Source organism: Dyella japonica DSM 16301 (assembly GCF_001010355.1).
Lineage (GTDB): Bacteria > Pseudomonadota > Gammaproteobacteria > Xanthomonadales > Rhodanobacteraceae > Dyella > Dyella japonica.
The window spans coordinates 79,597-93,674 of the sequence record NZ_JPLA01000049.1 but is presented as its reverse complement, the minus strand read 5'-3'; the positions used below and the strand labels follow the sequence as shown (position 1 = coordinate 93,674).

The 14,078-nt window shown below is 64.0% G+C and carries 14 protein-coding genes; 2 read left to right on the top strand and 12 right to left on the bottom strand.

Annotation, left to right across the window (positions count from 1 at the left end):
• Nucleotides 1-84 precede the first annotated feature (84 nt).
• The 11 genes from Y882_RS16435 to Y882_RS16385 all read right to left on the bottom strand — a co-directional run bounded on the left by Y882_RS16435 (nucleotide 85) and on the right by Y882_RS16385 (nucleotide 11,019).
• Complete coding sequence (locus Y882_RS16435; RefSeq protein WP_162207426.1) at nucleotides 85-342, bottom strand: hypothetical protein; 258 nt, start codon at nucleotides 340-342, stop codon at nucleotides 85-87.
• Nucleotides 343-491: 149 nt separating this feature from the next.
• Nucleotides 492-1,115, bottom strand: coding sequence for a hypothetical protein (locus Y882_RS16430; protein ID WP_046973019.1), 624 nt, complete (start codon nucleotides 1,113-1,115; stop codon nucleotides 492-494).
• Between the two features lie 11 nt (nucleotides 1,116-1,126).
• Nucleotides 1,127-2,890, bottom strand: coding sequence for a putative porin (locus Y882_RS16425; protein ID WP_046973018.1), 1,764 nt, complete (start codon nucleotides 2,888-2,890; stop codon nucleotides 1,127-1,129).
• Between the two features lie 61 nt (nucleotides 2,891-2,951).
• A complete protein-coding gene (locus Y882_RS16420) occupies nucleotides 2,952-3,626 on the bottom strand; it encodes a TonB C-terminal domain-containing protein (RefSeq protein ID WP_046973017.1) in 675 nt (224 codons plus the stop codon).
• A 17-nt stretch (nucleotides 3,627-3,643) separates the two neighbouring features.
• Complete coding sequence (locus Y882_RS16415; protein ID WP_046973016.1) at nucleotides 3,644-4,048, bottom strand: ExbD/TolR family protein; 405 nt, start codon at nucleotides 4,046-4,048, stop codon at nucleotides 3,644-3,646.
• An 11-nt stretch (nucleotides 4,049-4,059) separates the two neighbouring features.
• Nucleotides 4,060-5,856 (bottom strand): DUF2341 domain-containing protein, encoded by a 1,797-nt coding sequence (locus Y882_RS16410; RefSeq protein ID WP_046973015.1) that lies wholly within the window; start codon nucleotides 5,854-5,856, stop codon nucleotides 4,060-4,062.
• 59 nt (nucleotides 5,857-5,915) lie between these two features.
• Nucleotides 5,916-7,514 (bottom strand): ShlB/FhaC/HecB family hemolysin secretion/activation protein, encoded by a 1,599-nt coding sequence (locus tag Y882_RS16405; RefSeq protein WP_052950094.1) that lies wholly within the window; start codon nucleotides 7,512-7,514, stop codon nucleotides 5,916-5,918.
• Nucleotides 7,515-8,049: 535 nt separating this feature from the next.
• Nucleotides 8,050-9,018, bottom strand: coding sequence for a FecR family protein (locus Y882_RS16400; protein WP_046973014.1), 969 nt, complete (start codon nucleotides 9,016-9,018; stop codon nucleotides 8,050-8,052).
• A 4-nt stretch (nucleotides 9,019-9,022) separates the two neighbouring features.
• A complete protein-coding gene (locus Y882_RS16395; protein ID WP_244466371.1) occupies nucleotides 9,023-9,532 on the bottom strand; it encodes an RNA polymerase sigma factor in 510 nt (169 codons plus the stop codon).
• Between the two features lie 45 nt (nucleotides 9,533-9,577).
• Nucleotides 9,578-10,327, bottom strand: a complete 750-nt coding sequence (locus tag Y882_RS16390; RefSeq protein WP_156171527.1) for an STN domain-containing protein — start codon at nucleotides 10,325-10,327, stop codon at nucleotides 9,578-9,580.
• Between the two features lie 134 nt (nucleotides 10,328-10,461).
• Complete coding sequence (locus Y882_RS16385) at nucleotides 10,462-11,019, bottom strand: PadR family transcriptional regulator (RefSeq protein ID WP_046973012.1); 558 nt, start codon at nucleotides 11,017-11,019, stop codon at nucleotides 10,462-10,464.
• Between the two features lie 180 nt (nucleotides 11,020-11,199).
• Here Y882_RS16385 and Y882_RS16380 point away from each other — a divergent pair, with 180 nt between their 5' ends.
• Nucleotides 11,200-12,108 (top strand): NmrA family NAD(P)-binding protein, encoded by a 909-nt coding sequence (locus tag Y882_RS16380; protein WP_046973011.1) that lies wholly within the window; start codon nucleotides 11,200-11,202, stop codon nucleotides 12,106-12,108.
• A gap of 37 nt (nucleotides 12,109-12,145) precedes the next feature.
• On the opposite strand, the gene Y882_RS16375 is transcribed toward Y882_RS16380, so the two are convergent.
• Nucleotides 12,146-12,925 carry an SDR family NAD(P)-dependent oxidoreductase gene (locus Y882_RS16375; RefSeq protein ID WP_046973035.1) on the bottom strand — a complete coding sequence of 260 codons (780 nt, stop codon included), beginning with the start codon at nucleotides 12,923-12,925 and terminating at the stop codon, nucleotides 12,146-12,148.
• 159 nt (nucleotides 12,926-13,084) lie between these two features.
• On the opposite strand from Y882_RS16375, the gene Y882_RS16370 reads away from it, so the two are divergent.
• A complete protein-coding gene (locus tag Y882_RS16370) occupies nucleotides 13,085-13,975 on the top strand; it encodes an AraC family transcriptional regulator (protein ID WP_046973010.1) in 891 nt (296 codons plus the stop codon).
• Nucleotides 13,976-14,078 lie beyond the last annotated feature (103 nt).

The following is a 14,078-nucleotide window of genomic DNA, read 5'->3' as shown; positions in this document are numbered from 1 at the left end:
CAAAACTTCATGAGCGCGCACACGGCCTGTGATGGGCATCCGCATCGACACCCAGCCGTCACATCGGCTGTCATGCGCGCGCATTCAATGCCCCGGCGCCAGCTGCACGGCGGGCGGCGCGGGCACGGCTGCCGGCGGACGTTGCGGATACACCGACTTGCCGAGGTTGGAGCCCATGCGATGGCTCAGCGCGGAAAAGTTGTACTGACCCACCTGCCGGTTCGACGGATCGTTCGCCACCGCGTCGAGCACAGGCGGCGGCGCGGCAGGCTGCTGCGAGCCGGTGGCCAGCGCGCGGCTGAGACAGTCGAAGGCGAGCACCGCATGCTGGTTGATGCTCACGTCCACGCAGCTGGGCGAGGCGACCGAAGAAGACGACGACGGCCCTTCGGCCGCCGTCACCTGTTCGGCGCATGCGGACGCCAGAACCCCCAACAAAACGATGTACCGCCACGCGCGAGGCGGCTTTCGCTCGCCTGCGCGCCGCGCCTTCACGGCTGCGCTGCCCCGACAGCGGGCTTGTAGCGCTGCTCGTAGAGGCGATCGCCATACCCTTGCGCTGCGTTCTCCAGCTTGACGCGTGCCGATGCGGCGAAGGGCTGGCGTGATGCGACTATCGTCGTCATGTCGACATGCGCGTACGCATCGACCACTTCGTTGCCGATCTTGTAGAGCGCCTCGTTGCGCGCGGTGCACGTGCTCAACTCCTTGGTGGCGGCATCCAGCTGCGTCGTCAAGGCGGTGTTGCGGGTCTGCTGATCCTGCAGGCGCGCCGCATGCTCCGCGACGGCCTTGTGATCGAGCTGCAGCGCTTCTTCCGCACGCTGCCGCGCATCGCGCTCGCTCTTCAAGGCCACGCCGTCGCCGGCCGCCCCGGACTTGTAACGGGCCAGCTCGGCCTGCGCCTGCTCCAGCGCCTTGCGGGCCTGGTCGCGTTCGCTTTCGGCCGAGGCTTTCTGCGCCTGCCAGCTGGCCTGGTCGTTCTGCACATCCTGCAGCTGGCTGCGCGCATCACGCAGCTGGCTGCGCAACTGTTCCTCGAGGCTTTGCGCATGTAGCGAGCCCGTCAGCCCAAGCAGGATCAGCAACAGGTAGAAACGTGACTTGGCTTTCATGGGCAACCTCCTCAGAACTTGGTGTTGATCTCAAGCTGCACCACGTCGATCGCCAACGGCGGTCCGTAGACCTGCTTGGCGTTGAAGTAGCGCGCCGACAGCCAGGTACGCGTGGCGATGCCGTAGTCCGCGGTGAAGATGAAGCCCTTGGCGTTGGTGCCGCCGAGGTGGAAGTTCACGTCGGTGAGGCCGTCGAGCACGGCATCGGGCTGCAGGTACTTGTAGCCGAAGGTGACGTTCCAATCGTTCGCCGCCATCGGGTTGGGATTGCCCAGGATGCCGCGCACCAGCCAGCCCACCGGGCCGCTCTTGTACGGGCCAGTCTCCGTGGCCGACGTGCCGCTGTCGTAGTTGTTCACGGGCGTGCCCAGACCGTTGGCGTAGCGCGTCAGCGCATCCTTGGCGTGATACGCCATGTTGCGCACGTAGTCGGCCTGGATACGCGCCGGCGTTTCGCCGATCTTGAAGTCGAAGGTGGAGGTGACGTTGGCCAGGTGGTAGTCATACGACAGGCCGACGAACTGCGGCTGCGCATAGTTACTCGGCGAGGCCGGATCGGGCACGATGTCGCGCAGCAGGAACAAGGTGTTGCCCTTGAGCATGTAGGACGGCGCATCGTCGTCCGTGCTGCAATAGTTGATGCCGGTATAGATGGGACACGGCTCGGACAACTTGCCGCGCATGCCCTCGAAGTAGTAGTACGCCAGCGCGGCGCTCCACTTCATGTCGTCGTCGATATGCCTGGTTGCGCCCAGCTGCAACGCGGACATCCAGCGCTCGTCCGAATGGTTCTTGTCGTAACCGAACGCCTGCGACGGCGTGTTGTTGCCGGTGTACTGGATCGGGAACAAGCCCGCCGTGGCGAAGCCGTCGATTTCGTTGTTGAACGGCACATGGAACTTGCCGGCGATGCCGTCGAAGTTGAGTTCCGGCGAATAGATCAGGTCGGTGACGAAAAACGGATCGGCCATGCGGCCGGCGGTGAGCGAGCCCCAGCTGTACGGCTGCCACTGGATCCAGGCGCGATCCAGCCAGAGATCCTTCTTCACCAGGCCGCCGCCCAGCGCCTGCGTGGTGGACACCGGGTTGTTGTCGTTGCCGGTGCCGATGCGCACGCCCGCTGTCACCGTGTCGGCGACCTTGGCGGTCATCGCCAGATGCGCCTGCATGTCCAGGATGGACATGCGATTCTGCTGCGAGTTGAGAATCGGCGGATTGACGCCCTGCGAAATCTGGTTGATGTCGAACGGGCCGTTCTTGTTGAGCGCGGCGTAGTCGATGAAGTACGGCGAATTGCTGCGGCTATACAGCCACGATTCGTCGCGTACGCGGATATCGCCCGACCAGCTGATGCGATCGAGCCATTCCGGCAGTGCATTGGGCGTGGCCCAGTGCTCGGTCTTGGCCTGTGCGACGACTTCCTGCTTCACCTGCTCGCGGATTTCGTTGCGCACGCTTTGCGGCACATAGGTGACGCGCACGTCACCCGGCTGCGCACCGTCGACCGGCGGCCGCGCTGCCTGCGCGGTGGCCGCCGTGCGTTGCGCCTGTACCGCTTCAGCATTGGCCTGCGAGATCAGGCCGTCGGCGTCGGACTGGGTGATCAAGCCCTTCTTCACCATCAGCCGGATCAGGTTGATGGTGGCGTTGGGCGACGGCGCGGCATCCTGCGCCAGCGTGGACAGCGAGGTGACTGCCAACAGCATGGCGATGCTGGCGCACAGTGCACGGCGCGTGAGGCGCGCGCCTGCGCGCAGAGCATTCCTGGAACTCATGACTTTCTCCAATGCGTGGTGTTGCCCTGCGGCAAGCAAAACAAGAACAAAGAAGTGAGGTTCATACCGGTCGACGTCCACGGATGGCCGCGCGTATCGGCATGCGCATGGTCGGAGGCGGCGGCGTATCGATATGCAGGCCTTGCAGCACTTCGATCAGCGCGTGATCGGTGGTGGACGAGCCGCTCGGCGTGATCAGCTCGATGCGCGACACGCGGCCATCGGGCGCGATCCACAGGCTGGCCTTCACGTCGAAGGCGAGACGGCGCGTGCGGTCGTCGCGTTCGATGGCCTGCTGCAGCGCGTAGCCGAGGTATTGCTCATACGACGCGCCGCCGACACCGTTGCCGCCGCCACTGCCGACCATGCCGCCGCCATCGCCCGCGCCGATGTTGAACGAGTCGTTGCCCGCCTGCGCCGGACCGTTGATGGTCACCTGCTTGGCCAGGTCGGGTGCCTGCTTGGGCGCATCGACCGGTTTCATCGGTTCGTTGGGCTTGGGCAATTCCTGCTTGGTTTCCTCGACCTTTTTCGGTTCGGGTGGCTTTTCTTTGGGCGGCGGTGGCGGTGGCGGCAAGGGCGTGATGGTGGCGATGCGCGGCGCCGAGCGCCGCACACCCACCTGATGGCCGGCGAATTGCCACAGCAGCAGCCCGGCGATGATCACGGCAGAGGCGACGCCGATGCGTCCACGCCAGCGTTTCCATCCGCCATTCCTTGGTGCCGGTGCGTTCATGGGTGGCCCTCGCACCGTCAGCCTTGCTGCTTGCCGGTGACCAGGCCGACCTGCGAGAGATCCAGGCGGCGCAGGAGATCGAGAATGTCGACCACCTTCTGGTACTGCACGTTGGAGTCACCCTTGACGATGACCGGGAAATCCGGCGTCACGGCTTTCTGCGTGCGCAGGCGCTGCTCCAGCTCGCTCAGCGACACCGGGAACGCATCGAGGAAGATCTGCCCGCTGTCGGACACCGTGATCGCCTTGGTCTGCGGCTTGGCCAGGCTGACCGACGTGCTGGCCTTGGGCAGGTTCACCTTCACGCCCTGCACCGAGGCCGTGGTCATGATGATGAAGATCACCAGCAACACATACGCCAGGTCGAGCATGGGCGTGATGTTGATGTCGTCGTACGGCTTGTCGTCGTCTTGAACCTGCATGGCCATTCTCCTCAGGCAGTGACCGTGGTCTGGTCGATATCCCGATGGAGCTCGGCGAGGCGCGTGACGAATTCATCCACGAACACCTGCATGTTCGCGGTCACTGCCTTGTTGCGGGTCAACAGGTAGTTGTAGCCAAACAACGCGGGAATCGCGACGAACAGGCCGGCCACGGTGGCGAGCAAGGCCGCCGAGATACCCGGCGCAATGGCGTTGATGTTGACGTCGCCCGCCGCGGCAATGGCGGCAAAGGTGATCATCACGCCGACCACGGTGCCGAGCAGGCCAAGGAACGGACCGCCGGAGATCGCGATGGTCAGCATCACCATGGAGCGCGACAGCTTCTGGTTTTCGCGCACCAGGGTGGAATCCATCACGGCGCGGATCGCTTCGATCGATTCGCTGGCGATCACCACGCGGCCGTGGCCGTCGCGGCGGCGCCACACTTCCTTCTTGCCCACTTCATACAGGCGATACAGCGAGGACTCGGCAAATTCCTTGCCCAGATTCTGGCCATCGGACATGCCCAACAAGTCGCTGCCCAGACTGCGGAAGCGATCGAGGAAGCGATCGTTGGCGTTGGTGACGGTGCTGACATAGCGCCCCTTGTTCCACATCACCACCCAGGAGATCAGGCCCATCACCATCAGGATCGCGATGACCACCCAGGCGTCGACCGTCACCGACTTGACGATGATGCCGAAGTAGCCGAAGCCGAAGCCGGACTTCTTCTCGTCCTCGCCGTATTGCAGCAGGCGCGATTCGGCGCCCTGCGAGGCGGCGTCCATGGCTATCAGGGCGGCGGGACGCGCCACGCGCGAGAGGCGCAGCTCGTCGATCTCACCGCTGAGATTGGCCAGCGGCGCACCCGAGGCGGTAGCCGTATCGCCACCGAGGGTGGCGATCGAACTCAGGGCGGGCATCGATGCCGCCACTTCGCCATACGAGCGACCGTTGACGTAAAGATGCACGTGACCGGCTTCACCCGTCACCGCAAGATGCGTCCACTGGCCCGGCTTCAGCGCTTCACCCGCCGGGGTGCGCAGCGGCTGCTCGCCATCCACCTCGACGTACGGTGCACCATCGGCCAGCGCGATGATGAAGGCGCGACCTTCCTGGCGGCGCACGTAGATCGCCGTGGGCGCGGTCGGCACGGCATCGAGCTTGATCCAGCTGCTGAACGTGAAGGCGCCGCCGTCGGAGACGTTGAGCGAGGTGCTCGCCGGCACTTCGACCGCTGCGGTGCCATCGAAGCGCGCGGCACGGCCGACGATACCGCCGTCGACCGTGCGCACCACGCCCTTCTGCGCGTTGTTGGCGTAGGCGGTGGCGTCCTTGGGCGGGCTGCCGGCGGCTTCGTCGAAGTGATAGACCAGCGTGTAGTCGGCATCGAACGTGGCGGCACCGCTGCTCTGCACCGGCGCCTTGGTGTTGCCGTAGTACATCCAGATGGTCTGCTGGCCGTTGGACGGCAGGTCGGCGGTGTCGACCCAGACCTGGCCCACGCCCATGACGGGATCGAAGGTTTCCACGTCGTAGTTCAGCGGCGTCTTGCCGTCGGCGGCGATGAAGCGCAGGTCGGCTCCATTCTTGGCTACGCCGTCGAACTGGAAGTTGCCCGAATGCAGGCGCACCAGCAGAGGCACGCGGCCGGTGGCCGGCGTCATGCTGGCGCCCTTGGGCGTTGTATCGATGGTGATGGGCTTGCGGTAGGTCCAGTCGTCGTTCCACCAGGAAACGTCGGCGGCCAGGGCAGGACGCGCCATCCACGAAAGGCATAGCAGGCATGCAAAGATCAGGTAACGCATCGTAGTTCCACCCCTAAGCGTCGGGAATCCATGGTTTGAGCGGTTCGCGGCCAGGTCCTTCACAGGTTGGCCTTCAGGCTGAAGAGCACCTGCCCGTTGTGGGCACGCGTGCGGGTGCCGTCGTGCAGCGGATAGGCAAATTCGAGCTCGCCGTTGAGCACGCGGAACAGGCTGAAGCGCGTGCCGACGCCGGTACTGACCAGGTTGAAGCGGCTTTGCTGGTCGGGCAGCGGATCGATCAGCAGCACGCGTCCGCCGTCGAGAAACAGATGGAAGCGCCAGTCGTCGACGAAGTGTCCGACCGCACTGGCCAGTGACGGGCTGCGCAGTTCCACCGAGGCCACCGCGCCGTTGTCGCCGGTTTCCTCGGCCGACAGATAGCCGCGCACGCTGCTGGCACCGCCGGCGGCGAACTGTTCGCTGGAGATCAGCGGCGAGTCGGCCAGCTGCACGCTGCCACGCACGGCGATGGAGAAGTCCCCGCCAAGCAAGTGCGTGTAGTTGATGTCCGAATGCACATAGATGTAGTTGTCCTTCGCCTTGTAGCGAAGGTTGTCGAACTCGGTGCGCGAGCTGCCCAGGCCGCTCCAGCCGAGATTGCCGGTGAGCGTGAATGCCAGGTTCGACCTGTCGCCGCTGCGCTGGCCGTTATAGGTCACGCTGAGCGGGTAGTAGGTGATCGGTACCTTGGATGTCTGCTCACCCAGCGTGATGTTCTGGTCGAAGTGCTTGTGGCTGATGCCGAACGACAACGACTGGCTGTAGGCACCCAACAGCGGCAGGTTGCGCGTCGCCTGCAGGGTTTCGGAGTTGCCCTTGCCCAGCACCGTGGTGCCGCCCAGCGTGTTCGCGTTGCTGTTGGACTTGTAACCCGAACCCAGCAAGGCCCAATCGCTGTTGAGCGGCGCGAGATAGGACAGCGCATAGACCTCGGCCGCGTGGCGATCCTGCGGCGCGACGATATACGTGGCGGAAATGGTGTGACCCGCCTGCCACAGATTGTCGTAGCGCACGTTGGCGACGGTGCGCAGCTCCGGCGTGTCGGCGCTGTGGTCGTTGTTCACTTCCACGCTGGCGTGCAAGGGATAGGAGTCGGTGACCTTCAGCGTCACGTCCATCGTCTGCGGCAAGGTACCGGGCTTGAGCATCGGCACGACTTGCTGGCCAGGCTGCGTGTTCACCTGCGCCAGTTCGGCCTGCGCCTGGGTGAAGTTCGGAACATGACCTTCGGCCAGCGAAGGCACGGCCTCGCGGATCGCTTCAGGCGAGTGGTATTTCGCCCCTTCCACGCGCACGCGGCCGATGCTGTTCTCGGTGACCTGCAGCAACAGCACGCCGTCCTTCACCTGTTGCGGCGGCACTTCAACCACGACCGACTGATAGCCCTTGGCCTGGTAGGCCTTCTGCAGGGCGTCGCGCGCGGCATGCACATCGTCAAGGCTGCGGCCCGGGCCGAGATACGGCTCGACGGTCTGCTCGATCTCAACGGCGTCGAGCAGATGGTTGCCGCGCACCAGGTATTCGTTGACGTCGAAGCGCGCAGGCGCCGCGGCAGCACCACCGCCTTGCTGTGCATGTGCGACGCCAAAAGCGCACATCAGCGCGAAGGCCAGCGGCTTGAAACGCGCCGGCCATGCCATTCCCTTGCCATCGATCATGCGCACACCCGCCCCCTGAGCGTTCGCGGCACGCTTCGCGCGAGCGCGACAGGCAAGGGTATGCCCGCGGTTCTAACCGGAAGGCGACAAGAGGATGTCCGATTCGCTTCGAATGTATCGGCGACGCTCAATCCCGTGCCATGCGCAACATGGCCACGTCGATGAACGGCGCCGCGCTCACTTCCTGTGGACGGCCTTCCAAACGGCCAGACGTCGTTCGATCCCATCACGCAAAGCCTTCCCTGGGCGAGCCCGCAGGCTCACCCTTCCCTCTTGCCGATACGGCCGCCCGGGACCATCCCGAACGGAAGAGAAAGTGGGCATCCCAGCCCCAGCATTCGTCCTTGCCCAGAAAGACGGAGGACTGACGAAGGGACTGAACCAAGTCACGAAAAATTCATGTCAGCGACTGTTTCAGCCTGTTTTCGCAGTTGCAGACACCAAACTGTCATTCAAGCCGTCACGCAACGGGCGCACGATCACGCACGTGGCACGCGCGCCAGGCGCGGCCATCGATAGACGTCATGGGAAAGGATCAGCTGACCAGTACGATGCCGCCGGGCAAGGAGCGCACCGACGCACCGAAGGCCTGGTGGATCAGCGAGGCGACGTCGCCAAGCTGGTTGAGCGATACCTGGGCGTGCACCTTGCGTGACGCCAGTTCGTCGTTGGTGAGGATGATCTTGCCGGGCCGATAGCGATTGATCTCCGCAATCACGTCCGACAGCGGGCGGTTGTCGAACACCAGCACGCGACGACGCCAGGCAATGGCCTCCTCGGTATCGGCTGGCGCCACGGGCGAGAGGCCCTCACTGCCATAGCCCGTCTGTTGCGCACGCCCCAACTGCTCCGACCGTCCCTGGTAAGCCACGCGGATGTTTCCGTCCAGGCCGGTCACTTGGACCCGGCCATCAAGGCAACGCACGTTGCACAGCGTGCCCGAGGCCGCGTGGATGCCTCCCTGCAATGCATTCACTTCGAAGATGCCGGCATGCCCGCCCGAAACCTGCAACTGGATTTCCCCCGTCAGCAGTTCAATCCCGACGGCGCGTCCTTCGGACATGCGCACGTTCATCGCCGTCTGCGTGTTCATTTCCACGACGACGCCGGGACTCAATTCGATCTGGCGCTGCTCGCCCGTGGCGGTGCGGTAGTCGGCCATCACGTCGGGCAGGCTCGGCCACAGGTTCAAGGGCGAGCGGGCCACCAGCAGCGCCGCCGACGCGGCCACGGCGCCGCCCAGGAAGGCGCGGCGACTCATCCGCGCGCGCTTGGCTACGGTTTGTTCCTGCTCGCGCTGATGGCGTGCCGCCGTGCCCAGGTTTTCCCAGAGCAGACGCGTTTCGGCGAAGGCCTGGGCGTGAGCCGTGCTCTGCGCGCACCACTGCTTGAAGCCGGAGGCATCGTCCGTAGTGGCGCGCCCCGAGGTGAGCACGAGCAGCCAATCGCGCGCCTCGCGGTGCAGCGCCGAATCGTGGCCCATGGCGGAAGAACGTGAACTCATACCCTTAAGACTCTTTTCCGGCCCCGGGACCGAACCGCTGGACCACGCGCCGATCGAGACGCCGTCCACAATGTTCCAGCGCCCGCTTCAATTCCTTGCCCACCATGCGGACCGAGATCCGGAACCGGTCGGCGATGTCCTGTTGCGGCAGGTCGTCGACCCGCGCCGCGATCAGGATGGCGCGCTGGCGCTCGGTCAGCTCGGCCATGGCCTGCTCGAGCGCGGCCACCTCCATCCGCGCATGGACGATGCGTGCCGGATCGAGCGCGTCATCGGCGAAGTGCAGCAGATCTTCCACTTCCTCGCCGGTCAGGTAACGCGCGTCGGCCTGCCGCTGGTCCGCAGCCACGTTCAAGGCCATCCGGAACAGATAGCCCTCGGGATTGTGCGAGACGACCGAGCTGTCGCCCATCCGCTCCACGCGCAGATAGGTTTCCTGCAGGACGTCGTTCACCAGTTCTTCGGAGCCCAGGCGGCGACGCAGGCGGCGGCGCAGCTCCGGCTGCCACTCCATGAACAAGCCAAGCAAGGACAGGGACGAAGGCACCATCGCGATGCCTCAGCTGCGCGAGGCCACGGGGGCCTCGCAGCGCAGCGGGTGCGCTTTGTTCGCGGGCAGGAGCAGCAGCGTCATGGGCTGACCCAGGCCTGCCGGCGGCGGTTCCACATGCACGCCTTCAAGCGCGCCACTGATGGTGGCATCGCGTGCCTGCAATCCGGTCGTGCCCAGCAAACGCACCCGATTCACCCTGCCCTCTTCGTCTATCCATACTTGCAAGGCCAGCCGGTAAGTACCGGGTTTGGCATTCGGTACCCGGCACAATTCCCGTTCAAGGGCTGCCTGCAATGAGGCGCCATACACTTCCCAGGTATTGTCGATCGCGCCTTGGGCGTCGTTCTCATTCCATCCCTGCGCGCTGCTGCTGCCGAACGATTCCAGCGTGAACGCCTTGTCGGAGGCATAGCGCTCGCGCAGGCCGGTACCGGCCAACAACCGGCGCAGCGCGTCTTCGGTCGTGAACTGGCCACGCACTCCCGGCGACACCTTGCCGACCAGCAACCGCTCATCCACCAGCAACGATTGCCCGGTGATATCACTGAACGCTTTCACCGCGGTGCTCAACGGCTGCGGACCGATATCGAACGCATAGACACCGACGGCACTGCCAGCAGCGATTGATGCCTGTAATCCACCTGCATGGCTCGTCCCCCAACAAAGCCAACCCGACAACACGAGCGCCCACCAGGCGTGCGACATGAAGTGCTTCCAGAAGACCGAATGACGGGTTCTTGCATCGAACGCGGTCACTCGCATATCCCGAAAAATGGTAACGGTAGCTTATGTCAGTTGGATAACGCGAAGGCTTTATGAATCTATGCAAAGGCCGGGTGAATATGACAATGCAGATGTCCGATCAGTGACAAATGCGCGCCTGGTGCGCGCTAAGCCGGCCTGCGGTCGATCATGTCCGCCACCTCATCGCACCAGGCGATATAAGCCTGTTCCGCCATGACGCCACGGCGTGTCACCAACAGCGGCCCAAGCTGTTGCTCGGTCAGCACCGCCTGCCTGGCGAGAAAGAAATCCAGTTGCGCCTGATGCTCGGCACGTACTTCACGGATTTGCTGCAAAGCTTTTTCGCGTGGCAATAAATCGAAACACAACACGCGAAGCATCTGTTCGTCCTTGATCGTCGGACGCGGCGAGCCCTGCGCCACCCAGGTGCGCAGTTTCTCAAGGCCCGCATCGGTCAGGCTGTAAATCGAACGTTCCGGTCCACGCGTTCCGGGCGCGCGCTGCGATTGGATGAGTCCGTCTTGTTCAAGCTCGCGTAAAGCCGGGTAGACCGAACTGTGCTCGACCGACCAGCAATGCTGGCCGACGATTTGCAGCCATTTGGTCAGCTCATAGCCCGACCGCGGCTCGTTATGGATGCCGGCGAGCAGGACATGCTTCAGCGGCTTTTCCTTGCCTGCTGCGGTTTCTTTCTTATCAATCATGTGTTTATCCCACCGTCTCCAAGCCACCCGCACGGGTATCTATGTATTTTTTGACATAGTTAGGACGTGATGCCACTATGTATTTTCCTACATAGATCGTAGCAGAAGCGCGCTGGCCATTCGTGGGCGCGCCATGGCTTCCATCGATCTGTTCCCGCTCCCCTCCAAAGTGAGAAAGAGATGCATCAGGAAACCATCCTTGTGACCGGCGCCGCCGGCAGTGTCGGCTCGACGGCACGAACGGCCATCGGCATCCTGTTGAAGCAAGGGCATCGCGTGCGCGCCATGGTTCGCAGGGAAGACTCACGCGCAGACAGGCTGCGGGCGCTGGGCGCCGACGTCGTGGTGGCTGACATGCTCGATATCGTTGCCGTGCGTGCGGCCATGCAAGGCTGCAGCGTTGTCTACTTCACGATGTCGGTATCGCCGGATTATCTGGAGGCAGCGACCAACGTCGCCGTCACCGCAAAAAGCCTGGGCGTGAAAGCGTTCGTCAATCTCGCGCAGATGACCCTGTCGCAGATGAGCGAGACAGAAACCACCCGCAGCCCGCAACAGAAACAGCACTGGCTCGCCGAACAAATGCTGCGCTGGTCCGGCCTGCCCGTGGTCTATCTGCGCCCGACCGCGTTTTTCGACGGCCTGTTTCTGCTGCAGGCCGCCAAGGGCATACGCGACGACAACGCCATCCGCTTTCCGTTTGCCGATGGCAGGACCTCGCCCATCGCCGCGGCCGATGTGGGTGCAGCTGCTGCGGCCGTGCTGACCAACCCAGCACCGCATATCGGCAAAATTTACGAACTGACTGGCCCCCAATCGCTGACCATGACCGAGCTCGCGCAAGAGTTCAGCGAGGCGTTGGGCCGCACTATCCAATACGTCAATGTGCCATCGCAGATGTGGGAAGCCAAGCTGCACGAAGCCCAACAGCCAGCGCACCTGATCGCACATCTTGTCGTCATGGCTCAGCTGCACCGCGAACATCGCTACGACCGGATGACCGACGCCTTTGAGCAACTGGTGGGCCGCGCACCCATGACCGCAGCCGAATTCGCACGCGAGCACATCGCTGCGTTTACGCCGGCCTGATCCTGGAGATCGCGGGCGGCGTAACGCAGGCCAGGCTTTAGAGCACCATGCCGCCCGATGCCTCGATACGCTGCCCATTGACCCAGCGATGGCTCTCACCCAGCAGCGACGCAATCAGCGGGCCGATATCGTCGGGTACGCCCGCGCGGCCCAGTGCCGTCATGCCAGCGACGCGCTGGTTGAGTTCGGGATTGTCGCGGACCATGCCGCCGCTGAAATCGGTGGCAATCGCGCCCGGGGCCAGCGTGTTGACGGCGATGCCGCGCGCGCCGAGTTCCTTGGCGAGATAACGGGTAAGTACCTCGACGGCGCCCTTCATCGAGGCGTACGCCGCGCTGCCCGGGATGGTGACGCGGGTCAGGCCGCTGGAAATGTTCAGGATACGGCCACCGTCGTTGATCAGCGGCAGCAGCTTCTGGGTGAGGAAGAACACGCCCTTGAAGTGGACCTGGTAGAGACTGTCCAGCTCCTGCTCGGTGGTGGCGTCGATCGATGCGTGATGCGAGGTGCCCGCATTGTTGACCAGGTAGTCGAAGCGCTCGGCGCCCAGCGTCGATAGTGCGTCACGCACCTGGCTCACGAACGCATCGAAATCCGCCGCGTTGCCGGTATCCAAACGCAGGGCGACCGCCTGCCGCCCCGACTGCGCAACCTGCTTCACCACCTCCGCGGCTTCGGCCTCGTTGGAGCGGTAGGTGAAAATGCTGTCGACGCCGCGCGCGGCGAGGTTGAGCACGGTGTTGCGTCCCAGTCCGCGGCTCCCGCCGGTGACGATGGCGATCTTCTGTTCCGGTGTGCGTGCAGCGAGGATGGTCATGCCTATCTCCAAGGTGATCAGGATGGGCATCAGCTTAGGCGCGCCTCTGTCCGCACCAAATGCCGGAACTGACCACCTTCTTGCCTAATCCTGCCCGGCGGTGATCGGGCCGCCAAAAATGGGGCTAGCATGGCGTTCTGCACGCTGGGAGCGCGCCTTATGCCAGACGCCTTGACCGACATCGTCAAACGCTACACCGACTCGCAAGCGGGGTCCGGCCCTTTCGAGACTCCGGTCCCGGGCCTCACCTTTTTGCGCTCGGATCATCGCAAGCACCCCGCGCACCTGGTCTTCAAGCCGGCGCTTTGCGTCGTCGTGCAGGGCGCCAAATGGACCACGTTTGGTGGCCAGCGGTTTGACTACAAACCGGGGCAGGCGCTGGTGGTGAGCGTGGAGACACCGGCGCTGAGCCGTGTGGTCAAGGCCAGTCCCAGCGAGCCATACCTGGGCATCATCGTGGAGTTTGATCTGGCGGTGATGCGCGAGGTGCTGGAAGGACTCGAGGCGCCGCCGCCACCGGTAAGCAAGGTGCAGCACGGCATTTTCGTCACCCATTTCCAGGGATACATGGCCGAATGCGTGTACCGGCTGGTGCGCCTGATCGACACGCCGCAGGCCATCCCGGTGATCGCGCCGATGATCATGCGCGAACTTTGCTACTGGCTGCTCACCGGTCCACACGGTGGCGAGGTGGCTGGCCTGGCGCTGGCGAACGGTCACGCGGAACGCGTGATCAGGGCCATCCATGCCTTGCGCGATCAGTTTGCCGAGGCCGTGCGTATCGAAGACCTGGCTTCCATCGCGCAGATGAGCCCCTCCGCCTTCCATCGCCAGTTCAAGGCACTGACCGCCATGACGCCACTGCAATACCAGAAGCAATTGCGCTTGCTGGAAGCCCGGCACCTGATGGTGAGCGGTGTCGCCACGGCGGAGTCGGCGGCTTATCAAGTGGGTTATGAAAGCCCTTCGCAGTTCAGTCGCGAGTACTCGCGCATGTTCGGCGCCCCGCCCCGGCGTGACGTGGCGACGCTAGTACCTGCTGCGATCTAGCTCACTGGAAACTTTGATGGCGGCGCATTGCCGCACGAACTCGTGGATTGCGACGATCTCCATCCGGTTCTTGCGATTGACATCCGTTCGACATGTGGATGCA